At 56.7% G+C, this 16,137-nt stretch carries 18 protein-coding genes; 5 read left to right on the forward strand and 13 right to left on the reverse strand.

Going from position 1 to position 16,137, the window contains the following annotated elements; translation table 11 throughout:
• Window positions 1–22 precede the first annotated feature (22 nt).
• Window positions 23–337 carry a hypothetical protein gene (locus tag DARO_RS09805; RefSeq protein WP_011287649.1) on the reverse strand — a complete coding sequence of 105 codons (315 nt, stop codon included), beginning with the start codon at window positions 335–337 and terminating at the stop codon, window positions 23–25.
• A gap of 331 nt (window positions 338–668) precedes the next feature.
• On the opposite strand from DARO_RS09805, the gene DARO_RS09810 reads away from it, so the two are divergent.
• Window positions 669–2,312, forward strand: a complete 1,644-nt coding sequence (locus tag DARO_RS09810) for a methyl-accepting chemotaxis protein (RefSeq protein WP_011287650.1) — start codon at window positions 669–671, stop codon at window positions 2,310–2,312.
• A 199-nt stretch (window positions 2,313–2,511) separates the two neighbouring features.
• Entirely contained in the window at window positions 2,512–2,994 is a 483-nt protein-coding gene (locus DARO_RS09815) for a nucleoside 2-deoxyribosyltransferase (RefSeq protein ID WP_011287651.1), read from the forward strand.
• Window positions 2,995–3,022: 28 nt separating this feature from the next.
• On the opposite strand, the gene DARO_RS09820 is transcribed toward DARO_RS09815, so the two are convergent.
• The 5 genes from DARO_RS09820 to DARO_RS09840 all read right to left on the reverse strand — a co-directional run bounded on the left by DARO_RS09820 (window position 3,023) and on the right by DARO_RS09840 (window position 6,857).
• Window positions 3,023–3,385, reverse strand: coding sequence for a cupin domain-containing protein (locus DARO_RS09820; RefSeq protein ID WP_011287652.1), 363 nt, complete (start codon window positions 3,383–3,385; stop codon window positions 3,023–3,025).
• A complete protein-coding gene (locus tag DARO_RS09825) occupies window positions 3,382–3,849 on the reverse strand; it encodes a CreA family protein (RefSeq protein ID WP_011287653.1) in 468 nt (155 codons plus the stop codon). The genes DARO_RS09820 and DARO_RS09825 overlap by 4 nt, the downstream gene beginning before the upstream one ends.
• 23 nt (window positions 3,850–3,872) lie before the next feature.
• Entirely contained in the window at window positions 3,873–4,898 is a 1,026-nt protein-coding gene (locus tag DARO_RS09830; protein ID WP_049758601.1) for a patatin-like phospholipase family protein, read from the reverse strand.
• Window positions 4,899–4,986: 88 nt separating this feature from the next.
• Entirely contained in the window at window positions 4,987–6,348 is a 1,362-nt protein-coding gene (locus DARO_RS09835; protein ID WP_011287655.1) for a 3'-5' exonuclease family protein, read from the reverse strand.
• Window positions 6,349–6,614: 266 nt separating this feature from the next.
• Window positions 6,615–6,857 (reverse strand): hypothetical protein, encoded by a 243-nt coding sequence (locus tag DARO_RS09840; RefSeq protein ID WP_157037181.1) that lies wholly within the window; start codon window positions 6,855–6,857, stop codon window positions 6,615–6,617.
• A 371-nt stretch (window positions 6,858–7,228) separates the two neighbouring features.
• On the opposite strand from DARO_RS09840, the gene DARO_RS09845 reads away from it, so the two are divergent.
• Window positions 7,229–9,727, forward strand: coding sequence for an EAL domain-containing protein (locus tag DARO_RS09845; protein WP_011287657.1), 2,499 nt, complete (start codon window positions 7,229–7,231; stop codon window positions 9,725–9,727).
• 15 nt (window positions 9,728–9,742) lie between these two features.
• Here the strand turns inward: DARO_RS09845 and DARO_RS23055 are convergent, their stop codons facing one another.
• On the reverse strand, window positions 9,743–9,904 hold the full coding sequence (locus tag DARO_RS23055; protein ID WP_198134127.1) for a hypothetical protein: 162 nt from the start codon (window positions 9,902–9,904) through the stop codon (window positions 9,743–9,745).
• Between the two features lie 120 nt (window positions 9,905–10,024).
• A complete protein-coding gene (locus DARO_RS09850; RefSeq protein ID WP_157037182.1) occupies window positions 10,025–10,864 on the reverse strand; it encodes an AraC family transcriptional regulator in 840 nt (279 codons plus the stop codon).
• Window positions 10,865–11,008: 144 nt separating this feature from the next.
• Here DARO_RS09850 and DARO_RS09855 point away from each other — a divergent pair, with 144 nt between their 5' ends.
• Window positions 11,009–11,557, forward strand: coding sequence for a peroxiredoxin-like family protein (locus DARO_RS09855; protein WP_011287660.1), 549 nt, complete (start codon window positions 11,009–11,011; stop codon window positions 11,555–11,557).
• Window positions 11,558–11,578: 21 nt separating this feature from the next.
• Complete coding sequence (locus tag DARO_RS09860) at window positions 11,579–12,493, forward strand: 2-dehydropantoate 2-reductase (RefSeq protein WP_011287661.1); 915 nt, start codon at window positions 11,579–11,581, stop codon at window positions 12,491–12,493.
• A 91-nt stretch (window positions 12,494–12,584) separates the two neighbouring features.
• Here the strand turns inward: DARO_RS09860 and DARO_RS09865 are convergent, their stop codons facing one another.
• The 5 genes from DARO_RS09865 to DARO_RS22805 form a co-directional block, all read right to left on the reverse strand.
• Entirely contained in the window at window positions 12,585–13,385 is an 801-nt protein-coding gene (locus DARO_RS09865) for an alpha/beta fold hydrolase (protein WP_198134128.1), read from the reverse strand.
• A 188-nt stretch (window positions 13,386–13,573) separates the two neighbouring features.
• Complete coding sequence (locus DARO_RS09870) at window positions 13,574–13,978, reverse strand: hypothetical protein (RefSeq protein ID WP_157037183.1); 405 nt, start codon at window positions 13,976–13,978, stop codon at window positions 13,574–13,576.
• A 92-nt stretch (window positions 13,979–14,070) separates the two neighbouring features.
• Window positions 14,071–14,904 (reverse strand): nucleotide-binding protein, encoded by an 834-nt coding sequence (locus DARO_RS09875; RefSeq protein ID WP_011287664.1) that lies wholly within the window; start codon window positions 14,902–14,904, stop codon window positions 14,071–14,073.
• A gap of 101 nt (window positions 14,905–15,005) precedes the next feature.
• On the reverse strand, window positions 15,006–15,668 hold the full coding sequence (locus tag DARO_RS09880) for a hypothetical protein (RefSeq protein WP_011287665.1): 663 nt from the start codon (window positions 15,666–15,668) through the stop codon (window positions 15,006–15,008).
• A gap of 198 nt (window positions 15,669–15,866) precedes the next feature.
• Window positions 15,867–16,136, reverse strand: coding sequence for a hypothetical protein (locus DARO_RS22805; RefSeq protein ID WP_157037184.1), 270 nt, complete (start codon window positions 16,134–16,136; stop codon window positions 15,867–15,869).
• Between the last annotated feature and the right edge of the window lies 1 nt (window position 16,137).

Below are 16,137 nucleotides of genomic sequence, written 5' to 3' on the forward strand. Positions count from 1 at the left end.
GGGTGGGTTTGTTGAACATTGATCAGCGATGCTTGCCATGCAGGGATAGTCCAGCGGGGTGAGCGACTCGCTCATTACCCTTGTAGCGGGCGCTTTGCGTGTTTGCGCTACGCTTGCTTGAATCCGCAGAGGTGCTTTCGCTGGCGAAAGCCGAGCCGCTGAACAGCGAGCCGAGCGAGCCGGCAACCAGCAGCGAACGAAGCATGTGCCGGCAATGGCCGGCAACGCGTCGGGGTGGCCTGACGGCGACCGGGGTGTGCATCAAACCGAGATGCAGGCGAGAGACCTGCATGAATCGGGCGAGAGTCTGTTCTTGCCAATGGTGGTTGGGTTGCATCGGAGACTCCTTGTTGCGATCAGCAAGGAAGATAGTGTTGCGCCGAAATGCAATTTTTCCCGTAGCGTTTGTGCGACGATTTGTATCAATATTTGTCTGAGAGGCAAACCGGCAGCCAGTGGGGGCGATATGTCATCTAAGCTGGTCATCTCTCCATGTCGGCCAGGCATTTTTACGCAAACCACTGTGCCGGCAAGGCGGTTTCGCATTTATGGAATGCCGCGCAGACTTTGTACTGATGGTAATTGTTGTAGTCGTGCATTCTGGAAGTGTTATATCTTCAATATATTCAAAATACATTATTTGTTTGAATGTCGGCATGGAGAAACGAATGACCAGCATCCGCGCAAAGATATTTTTCATCGTTGCCACCATGGCGGCTGGCTTACTCCTGCTTGGTGCGATTGGTGTTTATCAGGTGACCAAACTTACAAGCGACTCCGCCCAGGCCGTAGAGCGCTTGAAAACGATAGTGTCGCTGGTCGATTCCGCCCGTTCTGCGCAACACCACTTCAAACTTCAGGTTCAAGAGTGGAAAAACATTCTGATTCGCGGTGGCGACCCGGCGCTCTATGAGAAATATTTGAAGGCTTTTGAGGCAGAGGAAAAACTGGTCGCAGAGCGCCTGGGGACCGTTCAGGAGATCGCCCGCCAACTCGACGTTGGTCACCGTATTGACTCTGCCAGAGCGCAGGCCACTATCAGGGGGCTGGGCGAAAAATATCGGGTTGCGCTGAAATCACAGGATCCGAGTCGGCCCGATTTCACGCTGGCTACCGATAAAGCGGTGCGTGGTTTAGACCGCGATGCCGATAAGCTGATTGACGAAATCAACAAGGAGGCCAAGAAACTGGCCAGTGAAATTGAAGCGCAAACAGCGCAAAAACTGGCTGACCAAGGCTCATCTACCCGAGTTCAGCTGATTTTGGGCGGAACAGCATTTTTGGTCGTCGGTGTGATCTTGTCGTTACTCATTGTCAGCAGCATGATCAATCGGCTGCACGCAGTTGAATCGGGCATGAAATCCGTTCAGGCCAGCCACGACCTGACCATACAGGTCGATGCGACAGGTAATGACGAACTGACCAGCATTGCCAGGTCTTTCAATGCCATGCTGGCCGACTTCAGAAGCGTTCTCGGGGGGGTGAATGCAAGTGCCATCGCCGTTTCCGCTGCTTCATCCCAGATTTCACATACGTCGACTACCTTGAGGGACGCGACGGAAACCCAGTCCGAAGCGGTATTGACCAGCGCTGCATCGACTGAACAGCTGACTACCTCAATCTCGACGGTGGCTGTCAATGCGGCTGATGTTCGAGCACTCTCCGCGGATAGTGTCAGCGACACGATGAATGGCTGTCGTTTGGTGGATGGCTTGGTTGGGGACATTTCACGCGTTCATGACAGCGTGGCCAACATGGCTCATGCCGTTGAGGAATTTGTCGCGAGCACCAACACGATCAGTAGCATGACCCAGCAAGTCAAGGAGATCGCTGATCAGACGAATTTGTTGGCACTGAATGCTGCAATCGAGGCAGCACGGGCTGGCGAGCAGGGGCGGGGGTTTGCCGTCGTGGCGGATGAGGTCCGGAAACTGGCGGAAAAATCAGGGCAATCCGCCAATCAGATCGAGGCGGTAACGCACCAGATTCACACGCAATCTGGCTTGGTTGCCACGACGATCGAGGCTGGGCTTGAATCAATAGCCTCCAGCGTGGCGAAGGCGGGAGCGGTCAAGGAAGCCTTGCAGAGTTCTCAAAGAAAAGTGGAACAGGCGAATGACGGCGTGAACGACATAGCCGGCTCGGTTAGGGAGCAGGAATTGGCCAGCCTTGAAATCGCAAAAAACATGGAGAGGATTTCCCGTGTGACGGAGCAGACCAGTGAGGCCTCCGGGGAGGCCAGGCAAGCTGCCGCGTCACTGAGCAACATGGCGGAGGAACTGAAACAGATGGTCAGTCGGTTTCGGACTTAGGCGGCTAAATACTGTGTAGCCAAATTAGCAGTGAATGTCTGTTGGCGGCCTGCCAAGGTATCGATCACAAACGATTTTCTGCGCAGCTCGACGTGGCCTGCTCAACGGCCGTTCGTCAAAGTTCGGGCAATAAAATCTGAGCGATTCTGCGAATTCGGGAAGCTGTTGAAATGCCTACCTTGATGATTTCTGAAAAACGATGAAGATCTATTTTGCCGGGCCGGATGTCTTTCGCCAGGATGCGCTTGCGTGGGCCGATGAGGTTCGCCGGCTGTGTCGGCAGCATGGCCATCAGGCATTGATTCCGCTCGATGGCGTCGAAACGACCGCCCGCGGTATCTACCATGCCAACATTGAGCAGATCCGCTCGGCCGATGCCGTCCTGGCCAATCTCAATCCTTTTCGGGGTTGCGAGCCGGATTCAGGTACTTGCGTCGAAGTTGGTTTCGCGTTGGCGCTCGGCAAACGGGTGGTTGGCTACCTTGCTGCCGCTGAAACGACCACCGAGCGAGTGGCCAGGCTGTTTGGCCGGGAACTCGAGGTCCACGATGGCAGACCAGTGGATCATGACGGGATGTTCGTCGAGGATTTCGGGCTAGCGCTCAACCTGATGCTGGCCGTGCCGGTGCCATTGGTTATCGGCGGTCTGCCAGAAGCGATTTTGGCTTTGGCTGAAGCTTGATCGTCCGGAGGACGGGCAATTCAGAAAGTCAGAGTAGTTCGGTATCGTCGTGTGAATAAGCGGGTGCACAGCAGCACAGGATGTGCAGCGCTTCCGGCCCCGTGTTTTCCACGCAGTGCGGTGTTCCCGGCGCGATCGCGATGCTGTCGCCAACTGCGATGACAAAGCTGTCACCGCCCAGCGTCATCAAGCCGCTACCCTTGGTCACGTGATAAATCTCTTCGGTGACCCCATGTTTGTGCAGTTGGGTGGCGGTGCCGGGCGGAACGACTGCTTCGGCCAGGCTTTGGTGACGAACTGCGTGCAGGTTGGGGTGCAGCAATTCGCGTATCTCCGAGCCATCCTTGGTGATGTAGGGGGCAACGGCCCCCAGCGACGTTTTCAGGCTCACTTGCCGCCCCACGGCTGGATAGGTACGGTCGAGATGGCATTGGCCGGGGCGCCTTCGATGATCTTGCGGCTGATTGCCAGATAGATCAGCACATTGCGTTTGCGGTCATAGAAACGGTGAATTTTTGTTTCCTTGAAGAGCAGCGAGGTGTCTTCGCTGAACACCACTTCGTCTTCCGGCAGCTTGGCGGGCAGGGTGATCGGGCCGATCTGGCGGCAGGCCAGCGAGAATTGTGACGGGTCTTCAGCCAGCCCAAGGCTGCCCTTGACGCCGCCGGTACGCGCCTGGCTGACATGGCAGGTGACGCCCGAAATCGCCGGGTCATCGTAGGCATAGACGCAAACCCGGTGGTTGGCACCAATCAGTTTCCAGGCGGTGGTGGCACAGTCGATTTCTTCGGCGGCCAGGGGGGCGCTGGCTGTCAGTGCCAGGGCAGAAATGAGGGCGATGGGAAGCAGGCGCATGATTCGATACCAGGATGTTGAAGTTACTGGGGGGCCGTCTTCAGCCGATGGAGAAATTCTGAGCCTTCACGGCGTCCTTCGGCAAGCAGGGAATTGATGAAGGCAGGGCTGCGATCGAGCTTTGACGGATAGTCGAGCTCAACCCGCAAAGGAATGTTGCGTAGCGTGACATGCTTGAAATGGTCTGCGTTCAGCCAGCCCTTCTTGAGCCAGTCATTGGTCTGCTCGACGAAGAACAGTTCCTGATTGAGCGAAAGATTGCCGGCCAGTTCATTGCGACGGTCGGTGATATCGCTGGTGGTTTTCGGCTCGCTGCTGCGTTTCTCCGGGTTGATCTGAATGACCCAGATTTCGTCCGGTTTCGCCTCGCCACGTTGTTCGCCTGCCAGAAAGCCACGCACTGGCGGGTTTTCGGAAAACAAGCCATCCCAATACACGCCCTTACCCAGATGGACGGCGCGGAAGAGTTCCGGAATGGCTGCCGAGGCGAGCAAGGCACCAACGCTGATCCTTTTGTCGGCTTGGCCGTGATGCGAGTGAAAGACGGTGAATTTTCCGGAAAGCACTTCGACGGCACCGACCAGAAGGCGCGGCGAATCCGGCTTGATCAGCGCCGGCAGCTTGGCGAAGTCGATATGTTGTTCGACGATGCCCCTCAGGTAGTCCATGCCGGTCGTCGGTAACTGGTAGGGACTGATTTCAGGCAACGCAAAATAGCTGGCACTGCGCTGTAGCCAGACCAGAAACTGGTTGGACAGGGCATCGGGCAATTGTGTTGAAGACATCTGCTGCCAGAACGATTCCAGCAGGTCGGCGCTGAGCTTGGGCTTGCCCTGGAGCAGGCCATACCAGGCGATGGCCGAGCACAGTGCGCCACCGGAGGTGCCGGACAGGCCAAGGATGCGATATCGCCGGGGGTCGAGATCGCGCAGCAAGGATTGCAGGACGCCGCCGGTAAAGGCGGTATGGCTGCCGCCGCCCTGGCAGGCAATGGCAATCGTCCTGGGGGGCTTGGCGGCAGGGGATGGTTGGGCGGGGTGCGATGTCATGACGGGATTCCGGGCGAATGGCATTCCTTCAGTTTGCCACGATTCGTGCTGCTTGATGACGATGTCACGCCCCCGCTTATTGACGTGTTCAGCGCAACGGCACCATCTTGCCGACGTATTTGGCCAGTAGCTTGTAAGCGTCGCGGTCGAATGGCGGACGCGAGCCGTCGAGCAGGGCGTGGAGTTCTTCGTCGCTTTTGGCCGTGCCGAGGTAGCGCCAGCCGTTGATCAGATGGGCTTCCTCGCCTTCGCGGATCACTGCCGGGCCGGTGAAAGGCCAGGAAACCAGCTTCATGCTGGTCAGCGCGGTCATCAGGCGCATCGTGTGCTTGGCCAGCGGCTCCTTGCCGATGCAGGCACCCTTGCAGCGCTTGATCTGGTAGCCGAAGCAGGGTTTGCCGGGCTTCGCCTTATCCAGGCCGGTCAGGACATCACACAGATGGTGTGATTCGACCAGCGCTCGCAGCACATCGTTGGCCTCCCTGGTGCTCTTGAACAGCCCGTAGCAGGCGGTGTGAATGTCGAAATCAAGATCGGCGGCCAGGGCCAGCTGGGGGCGCAGCCAGCCTTCACCTTCATCGACCAGCGTCCAGGTGCAGACATCATCGTTCTTGCGCAGTTGCCGATTGGCCGTCGGCATTAATGTCTTGACCAGCCTCGACTCCTTGAGCAGGGCACCGATCTCGCCCGCTGTTTCGATCCAGTCGATACGCCTGAGCTGCTGGGAGAGCGCCATTTCCTTGGCGGAGCTATGGTCGCCGGAGAAGTGCGACAGCACGCGCTGGCGGATATCCTTGGCCTTGCCGATATAAATCGGCAGGTCGTTGTCGCCGTAGAACAGGTAAACACCTGGCGACTCGGGCAGATCTTCAAGAATGCCGGCATCAAGCTGCGGCGGCAGGCTAGGGTGGGTATTCTGGGCCTTGAGGGCGGCATCGATGGCTTCAAGGCTGCGCTCGAGGTGGATCTTTTGCCAGAACTGGTGGATCAGCTGGGCGTCGGCCAGCGCCCGGTGACGGGCCTCGGCGCGCAGTTCGTGGCGCTCGATCAAACTGTCGAGGTTGTGCCGCTTGTGTTCGGGAAACAGGGTGCGTGACAGCTTGACGGTGCACAACACGGCGGCGCGGAAGGTGACGCCGAGCCGCTTGAATTCATTCTTCAGGAAGCCATAGTCGAAGCGTGCGTTATGGGCGATGAACAGCCGCCCCTCCAGCCGCTTCATGACCTCGCCGGCGATTGCCTCGAAGGGGGGGGCATCGGCCACCATTTCGTCGCTGATGCCGGTCAGCTGCTCGATGAAAGGTGGAATCCGCATGCCGGGATTGACCAGCTGCTGCCATTCGCGCACCGAGCCATCGGCATCAACTTCGACAATGCCGATTTCGGTGATGCGGTCATGGGTGGCGGTGGCGCCGGTGGTTTCGAGGTCGACGAAGGCTAATGGACGCATGGGCGAATTTTCTCACGGCCGGCTTGTTCCAACGCTTCTTTTGCCACGAATGGGCTACCGCTAGTGTATGGCGGTCTATTGAGGGCGGTATCCAGTGTTTTGGTGTTGGCCCGGCCATGAATCGCCGTTAGACCCGGTGGCCTTGATGCTTCCCCATCAGGGGATTAAAACGGAAATCCGATGCCAAGCCGAAAGCGCTGAATTCCGGGGCTGATCCTACCATTGCCTATGGTTCAGCCAGGTTGAGCCATAGGAATTTCAGCTTCCTACTTGAAGTTGTAGAAGAGGGGAAAAACAACGCCCCGCAGGTCCGGACGAAAGCGCCGTTCATCGATACCAGAGGGAGGACCAAGATTTTCCTTGCGTCGTTCGCCGACCCGGCGTTCGCCACGCCGTCTCGATTTCACGATGGGGTCGATGTCCGGCGGGGTGGTTTTGCCAGAACCCAACAGTTCGACTTCCTGCCGCCGTTCATTCAGGCGCCTTTCAGCAAAGTGCATAGTGTTCACAGGTCAGTTCCATAGAGGGCGGTTGAGGGGGCTTCTTTGTCGTTAACAACAAGCAATAAACGAACCGATCGCCTGCCTGTCGGACTCGACAGAATCCACCCGGATGGTTTGGTGAAATATGCATATGAACTGTCAATATTCCCGACAGGGTGCCGGCTGAAAAATCGGGCTGTCCTGTTACCGGAGCCCGGCGAGAAAATGAAAGAATTTATCGGTAACACCGCAAGCCTGGCAGCCTGGGCAGATGGAATATCTAGAATAACTCGTTAAAAAATACACAAATTATTCTGGTAAATTACCTCAGGATATTTCAAAACTGAGAAATCTTGGATGCCGGTATTGATGTTGCATCCAACACGGAAGGGGGCTTGATGGGGTTGTTCGCGGAAATGACGACGGATGGGGTAGTCACCCATGAGGCGCTGCTGGACAAGCTGGCGACCCCCGTTTTCGCCAAGAATCTGAACGGCCTCTATATCTACGCCAACGAGATGGCCGGCATCATGCTGGGGCGGCCTGCTCCAGAAATCCTCGGTCGCAAGGACAGCGAGTTGTTCGCCAGCGAACTGGCTGGACGGATGCAGACATGCGACGACAAGTTGTTGGCGAGCGGGGAGAGTGCTTCCTGTGAGATTTGGTTGCCCGATCGCGGCCATGGTGGCGAACGATGTTACTGGCTTGTCCGGAAAGTGCTTCGCGATAAAAAGGGGCAGATTGTCGGGCTGGCCAGCGTGGCGACGGACATCACCGATCGCAAGCGCCAGGAACTCGAACTGATCGCGCTGAAGAACAAGTTTGCCGCAACCCTTCAGGCGCTGCCGGACCTGATGTTCGAACTCGACATCGAGGGGCAGTTTCTCGATTGCCATGCGCAGCAGTCGAAATTGCTGGTGGGTTCTCCGAGCGACATGGTCGGCAAGACCGTCCATGAGGTCTTGCCGCCGGACGTGGCGGCCATTTTCATCCAGTCGCTGCACGAAGCCATGGAGCAGGGGATCTCCACCGGTTCGCAGTTCCAGCTCGATCTTCCCGAAGGGTCTCGCCGGTTCGAATTGTCGGTGGCGCAAAAAGCTTCCGATGGTGACCATCAGCCCCACTTCATCGTCTTGTCACGCGATATCACCGACCGCAAGAATGCCGAGCATGCCTTGCGGGAAAGCGAGTCGCTGATGCGAGCCATCGTCGACAACACCCCGGTTGAATATTGGGCCCGTGACCTCGAAGGCCGCTGCATCATGGAGAACGCCCTGGTGGTCGAGCACTGGGGAAGCCTGTTGGGCAAGCGCCCGGAGGATAGTGGTGTCAGCCCTGACGAACTGGCCGTGTGGCAGGAGAACAACCGACGTGTTTACGAAGGTGAAGTGATTGAAGCAGAGGTCGAGTATCAGGTCGGTGGCCAGACGCGCATCTTCAACAATGTCGTTGCGCCAATCAAGGTGGATGGTCAAACCATCGGCATCGTCGGCTTCAACCAGGACATCACGGACCGCAAGCGGAACGAAGAGGAAATCCACCGTCTGGCTTTCTATGATTCGCTGACCCATCTACCTAATCGGCGACTGATGTTCGATCGACTGGAACATGCGTTGATCGGCAGTGCGCGGCGGAAAAGCCACGGTGCCCTGTTGCTCATCGATCTCGATAACTTCAAGTTCCTCAACGACACCCATGGCCATGAGGTGGGTGATGAGTTACTGCTTGAAGTGGCCAAGCGTCTCAAAACCTGTATCCGGCAGGGAGATACCGCTGCACGGCTGGGCGGGGACGAGTTTGTGGTCATCCTCGAAGATATCGACGGAGCCGGGAATGGCACCATTCAGGCCGAACTGATTGCCGGCCACATCCAGGCCCAACTGAATCATCCCTTCAGCCTGGTCAGGCCCCCTGAAAGATTGTCGATTGACTACCGTTGCGCCTCCAGTATCGGCATCGCGCTGTTCGACGACACGATGGTCACCGCCAAGGAACTGCTGCGGCGGGCCGATACGGCTATGTACCAGGCCAAGGCAGCCGGGCGCAATACCCTGAGATTCTTCGACCCTGAAATGCAGGCTGCCGTCACGCATCGGGCAGCCCTCGAGACCGAGTTGCGCAAGGCGATTGACGAACAGCAGTTCCACCTGTGTTTTCAGGTCCAGATGGATCAATCCGGACGCCCGACCGGTGGCGAGGCGCTACTGCGTTGGGAGCACCCGACCAGGGGAACGATCCCGCCGGCCAGCTTCATACCACTCGCCGAAGAAACCGGTTTGATCGTCCCCATCGGCCAATGGGTGCTGGCTACAGCCTGTCGGCAACTGGCCGCCTGGTCACAACAGCCGGAAACTTCCGGGCTCACCCTTGCGGTGAATGTCAGCGCTCGTCAATTCAGGCAGGCCAGGTTTACGGATCAGCTCAGGGATCTCCTGCTCCAAACAGGTGCCCCGGCCACGCGATTGAAGCTGGAACTGACCGAGAGCATGATGCTGGAAGATACCGAGGCCATCATTGGCCGGATGGCTGAACTCAAGCAACTGGGCATCCGCTTCTCGCTGGACGATTTTGGAACGGGCTACTCATCCCTGGCTTATCTCAAGCGTCTTCCGCTGAATCAGCTGAAGATCGACCAGTCCTTCGTGCGTGACGTGCTGACCGATCCCAACGATGCCGCCATCGCCGAAACCATCGTTGCGCTGGGCAACATCCTCGGCCTCGAAGTCATCGCCGAAGGTGTCGAAACTGATGCCCAGTGGCGCTTCCTGGCCAATGTGGGATGCAAGAACTACCAGGGCTACCTGTTCGGCCGACCACTGCCGTTGCTGGAGTTCGAGCAATTCCTGCAAGGCTGCGATGCCGGTGCTAACGGTGCGTTGGTCGATATTCCGGCTTGAGCCCATCGCTGGCAGTCATCTTGCCGATGCCTTGTTTGAGCGCTCGGTGAAAAAAAGCACCAGCCGCAAAGCGACGACGCAAGCGAAAGAAGCCCCAAGAATTGTCGCCCAGGACCATTCCGGGAAGAAATAGGCGCCCAAGGCAGCGACGATCAGAAAAATGAGGGCAAAAAACATTCTGGAAGTTCGCCGTTGTTAAAGCAATCAATCGGTAAAGCTTAGCTGAGAACACCCGATGTCGCTTTCACTTTCGACATGGATCTGCGTCGGGGAGGATTCCCTCAGCCCTTATCCGGATCATTGCCCAGGTGCATGGAGATTGATTGGGGAAGGGTTGATGTGCGACAGCGCTCGCGACAGGGCAGAGGTGCTGTTGTAGCCGGCATCCCGTGCCGCCGCCTTCAATCCTTTGCCCGACTGCACGGCTCGCTGGGCAATGGCCAGCCGGATGGTCGAGAGATACTTGCCCGGCGTGGTCCGCATGACTTCGCGGAAGGTGTTGGCGAAGGCGGTGCGCGACATGCCGGCTTCTTCGGCCAGCAATTCCAGCGTCCATTTGTCCTGCGGCCGGGCGTGGATCACCACCAGGGCGCGGGCGATGCGCGGATCGGCCAGGCCGTTCAACAGGCCGCCGGCGGTTTTCGGGTGGGCGATCAGGTGGCGCAGCAGGCCAATGAACAGGATATCGCCCGCCCGGTCGAGCAGTGCCGGCTGCCCGCAACGCGGCGCTTCCAGTTCCGACGAAATCAGGTTGATGACGTGGCGCAGCGAGGACTCGGCACCGTCGACCGGAACCACCAGCGGGGCAGCGAATTCGTTGAGCAGCAGCGGGGCGACCGGTCCATCGAGCCAGGCGCGGGCGCACATCAGGCGCTGGAATGTTTCCGCCGAGGGAGTCTCGAGCGCATGCGCCGTGTCTGAACGGCAGACAACAATGCACGGCGCCTGAAGGGTAAGGCTGGCAGATCCTGGGTGCAGGCGCATTTCACCTTCTGCCAGCAAGTGGATATGCAGGAAGGGAGGTGCTTCCGCCGCGAAGTTAAGTCTGGCAATGCCGGCTGGCGGCAGGTTGACCTGGACGCGTGGCGCCAGGCCTTCGAGCAAGGCGGAAAGTCGGTCGAGGCGGTTAGCGGGCATCTGTACGAATTGCAAATATAAATGAACGAATGATTGCGATAAGTTCAACATAATGGCTCGCATCGGTCAACGAATCACGTTTCGCCGCCCCCGGACCAGAACGATGTTTCCAAAGCCGCCTCCAATTCAACGAAAGGATGCCCGATGACTGCAACCGCCCTGATGCCCCGCCACCCCGTTCCCGCGCTCAATGTGGCGCTCACCGATGGCAGCCGTTTCGTGCTCGGCGCCGCGCCGGGAGAACGCTTTGACCTTGTCGTTTTCTATCGCGGCCTGCATTGCCCGATCTGCGCCAAGTACCTGCTGGAACTCGAACGCCTGGCCCCCGAGTTCGAAAAACGTGGCGTGCAGGTTGTCGCCATCAGTAGCGACGATGGCGAGCGCGCCCAAGCCATGGCCGACAAGGTCAAGGCCAGTACGATGAAGATCGGTTATGGCTTGAGCCTCAAAAGCGCCCGCCAGTGGGGGCTGTACATCAGCGCCTCGCGTGGCAAGACCTCGATCGGCATCGAGGAGCCGGCGCTGTTCAGCGAACCGGGTGTCTTCCTCGTCCGGCCGGACGGCACGCTGTATTACGGTGCGGTACAAACCATGCCCTTCGCTCGCCCGCAGTTTCAGGACCTGCTCGGCGCAATCGACTTCGCCATCGCCAACGACTACCCGGCACGCGGCGAATACGCCGGTCCCGTCTGATTTATCAAGGAGAGTCAGCTCATGAAAATCCTCATTCTCGGCGCCGGAGGGATTGGCGGCTATTTCGGTGCCCAGTTGCTGCGTAGCGGTGCGGATGTAACCTTTCTTGTGCGCGAAAAACGCCAGGCCCTGATCGCCGATCAGGGCCTGCACATCGAGACACCCCGCGGCAATTTCATGGTGCAGCCGCCAACGGTAACTGCCGCCACCGTGACGCCGATCTACGACCTGATCATCCTGGCACCCAAGTCCTATGATCTGGACGACGCCCTGGCTTCGCTGGAAAACGCCCGCGGCAGTGCCGTCGTGCTGCCTTTCCTGAACGGCATCGAACATCTGGTCGTCCTGGATCGAAAATTCGGTCGCGCGGCAGTCATGGGGGGCGTCGCCCATATCGCAGCGACCATTACCGAAACCGGCGCCGTTCGCCAACTGAACGATATGCACAGCCTGACCGTCGGCCCGCGCGATCCGGCACACGTCGAATTGGCTCGGGAATTCATTGCCCTGTGCGGCAAAGCGCCGTTTACCAGCGTCTATACTGAAAACATTGAGCAGGCGCTGTGGGACAAATGGGTTTTCCTGGCCGCGTTGGCCGGCATGACCACGCTGTGCCGTGGCTCGGTCGGCGAGATCATCGCGACCCCCTATGGCGAAGCGCTGATCCGCCAGATGTACGATGAATGTTGCGCAGTCGCCCAACTGAGCGGCTATCCAACCGGTCAGGCTGCCACGGAAAAGGCGCTCGGCATGCTGATTGCGCCCGGCTCGCCATTTACCGCCTCGATGTTGCGTGACCTGCTGGCCGGACAACGCACGGAATACCAGCACATTCTCGGCGCCATGGCCGAACGCGGCATCGCCCTCGGTTTACCCATGAATCTCGTACGCCTGGCCTACACGCATCTGGCCGTGCAGGCCGCACGTTCAGCCTGAGTCATGGCAATGGTGCCGTGGGCGAGGGTGGCTGAATAAAAAATGGGCGGAGCAAAAAAGGATTCGAATTTGCTCCGCCCAATTTGATCAGTCAGTTCAGGCTATCCAGCCATTCCTCAAGCTGGACGGCGGCGTCCGGCCATTGCGGGTCGAGCATCAGCATGTGGCCGGCCCCCGCAATGACCTGCGTTTTGGCATTCCACGAGGCAGCCGTGAAGTGAAGCATTGAGGCCGGGAAGACCTGGTCGGCCGAACCGCCCATGACCAGCGCTGGAATGCGCGCCCGGCCACGGGCGATGCGCAAGGGCGCAGTCAGCATTTCGGCCACTGCCTTTTCCGATTCCGGCTGGATCAGCGGCAGATACTGGACGGTTTCTTCCGGCGCCATGCTTGGCGAAAAATAGACACTGGCCATCGTGCGCATGGTTTTTTCGCTGGCCGTGCCGTTGACCGCATTCGGCAACTCGGCAAAGAAATCCGGCATGGTCATCGCGAAGCGGCTGACCGTGCCCCCCGTTCCGGTCGGCGGCACCGGCGCCAGGAAAGCCACGGCCCGCGCCGTGCCCCGTTCGAGAAATCGTTGGCAAACCAGACAGCCCATCGAATGGGCAATCAGCACCGGCAATGCGAGCAGACTGGCCACGGCAGCCGCCAGGTCTGCGACGAAATCGTCGAGGCCGAAATCGTCCAGATGCACCCGATCCGCCGGTCGGCTGCCGTGCCCGGAAAGCTCAAGCGCGTAGCAGTCGTAACCCTGATCCTGGAAATACGGAATGAAGCGAACGCCCCACAGCGCGGCGTTGCTGTAACCACCATGGACGAAAAGCAACGGCGGCTTGGTGCTTGGGTGATGGGCTGGGTGGTGGTGAATTACAGGGGGTTTTGTGGACACTTGCATATTCTTGGTTAAAAGAGGGGGGGGGCAGATAGAGATAGCTTCGTTATTTTGATTCTTAATTCACTCCGACCCCTTTGTTTATGCGAATTGCCTAACGTCTGAATTAACCAGCCAGTGCGGTTTTTCGCGCAGGTCCAGTGGAATGATGGGTTGGGCCACAGTTTGATGCCACAAAAAATTGGCTAGCCATTGCGTTCCTCCACGATTAGCAGACCAAGTATCACTCCAGCAATAAGTCCCTTAATTGTTCCAAGTCCGAACCAGCACCACGCCAGCACAAGCGGTATTGGTGAGTGTATGTAAGTACCGAACCCAGCAGATGCACCCAATGCCAAGCCCATCAATGCGCCCAAGGTCAAGCCGCATGTGAGGGACTTTGGTCGCACGAGAGCTTTGTATGCGGTGATAAATACCGCAATCAAAAAAACGGTTACGGCGACGATAAGCACCGAATCCAGTTCAGCAAGTGGGCGCCAGATGGCAGGGGTAGATTCGTAAAGAGCCTGAAGGAGCAGACGATGCACCAACGTGTCAATGAGCGTCCAAGCGATAAAGACCGCAAGCCCAGAGAGAAACATACGTTTCATGTGATCCGTAACACCGAATGCGAGGCCCAACGTTTGAATTAACCGGCTGGCGCGGCTTTATCGCGCCAGTCCGTGTTGAATGATTGGTTAGCCTAAATTATTTTATTCATATCAACTAAGTACCCGGCATTACGAAGTTCTTTGGCAACGGAGAGATGCCATGCACCGTGACTGTCGAGAGGAACATAAACCACCCCACTAATGTCATTTGGAATTTCAACATCACCTTTAACCAAGGCACAAACATTGTGACGCCCCAGTTTGCCAATTAAATAACCATGTTCAAAAACCACATTTTGTCTGGCACGCGATTTCTGCGCCTTCTCGCTAGCAAGACCTCCTATGTCACAGGGTGTGTACAAAACGATGGCGAATCCCACGTTCGTATGAGCTTCTATTTTCTCGATAATTGTTTTTCCAGAACTTGCCTGCTCATGAAGAATGATTGCCGAAAAACCAAGCTTCTCGATAAATCGTGCCGCTTCTGTTTTTGCAAGGTCATCTCGGCCATGAACAATAAAAACTTTGGTTAGATCAAGCGCGTTCGAATTACTTTTCGGCGTACTCTTGGTCGGCAAAGAAGATTTGGCTTTGTCGAACACTGCTGTTGTGATGTCTTTTGTGTATTTTTCATATCCAACAATGTCGCTCGATGATACAAACATAATCACACCGGACGGCATATGGTCATTTTCGTATTTTGAAAGCTCCTGTGTGGTCTTTTGTGTTTCTTTAATCGTAATACGTTTGATTTCCCCGTACTTGAGAAAATAACCATCAAACTGAAAGTCTTCTTTCCTGAGAAATGGATAGACAATTCGCTCCTCAATCTCTGCTAAATCAGTTCTGTCTAGCTCGAAGTACTGCTTATTTCTCCCCACCTTCCCGACTTTTTCCGAGGTTTCGATTAGCACTTGGTAATACATTTTTTAATTTCCTCCGCTGAAAAATTGGTGTGGGCTAGAGTTGAAGGTAAGGTGCCGTCTGGAGGCGGCACGCCGGAAGACGGTCCCGCTTGACCGAAATGTTATGCATTTTGGAGCGCTAGGGGCTTAAGGTAGTCGAGTTGAAACTTTGCGGTTGGAGCATCAATTTCCCCTAACCGAAAGCGCTCCCATATGTCTCGCACAACAGGGTTCATGTCTTTCGGATGCATTAACCCGCTTTGTCCTGACGTGATCTTTAGCCAGATCGGTTCAAGCACCTTCGATATTTCAGCCTGTGCAGACGCTACCCAAGTGGCGCTCTCTGACGTGAGGTTCCGGGCGCCAAACCAATGGAGATAATGCGATAGGGAGCCCCACGCCTTCATGAGCGCAGAATGATCCCAGTAAATCAGCTTTGGAAATGATGCTTCCAAAGATGCAAGTATCTGTGTGAACTCCTGTAGTCGTTCATAGTCGGGGCTGAGTTGTGCGATGGTTTTTTTGAATCGGTTTCTTTCATTAACGCACTTCTGATAGTCCTCGACCGATAAATTGGCCCCAGTGCTAATTACTAGCTCTTCAAATAACAAATACTCGATCCCATGCCGACCTTCAGCACAGGCATAGATGAGTGCGGAAAATTGTTTTGTTCTTTTGTGATAATCGAGCCAAGCCATGCCCCGATATAAATAGCTAGCAGAGTCGAAGAACTCCGTTGCCAGAATCTCGTTTGGGCTCTTTCCAATGTAATTAGGAATGTTCATTTAGAGCCAGTTGCATAACGTGAAGTAGACGTCACTGAAAAAATCCATATTTGGATATCTATAGCCAAATATGGACACATGTTTCCATTACTGGACATCCCGAAATATCTATTGCTAAGCATCTGTCACCATCCGCGTTTCGAATTTGAGCGCCTTTATTTTCTTGAGCGGTACCAACCAGCGTTTGCGGTCCGGGCGTCAGGTTCCTCCCGCTTCCTTGACGCGTAAGCGTAGTTCTGTCTCGCTGTAGGCAACGCGTATCCACGCTGTTTTCTCGGGTTTTTCCGGTCGCTCTTCGATGATCGGTTCGACTTTGGTCAGGCGACAGTTCCGTAGCGGGTCGTGTCGGTAGCGGACGCATAGGAGCGCGTCGCTGAAGCGCTCCACAAGACGTTTTGTGCCGGGTTTGAGCCGTTTGATGGCTGCGGTTCCGGCGACGCGGTTCTCGCGGGGGGAGCTTGCTGGCATC

Source organism: Dechloromonas aromatica RCB (genome assembly GCF_000012425.1).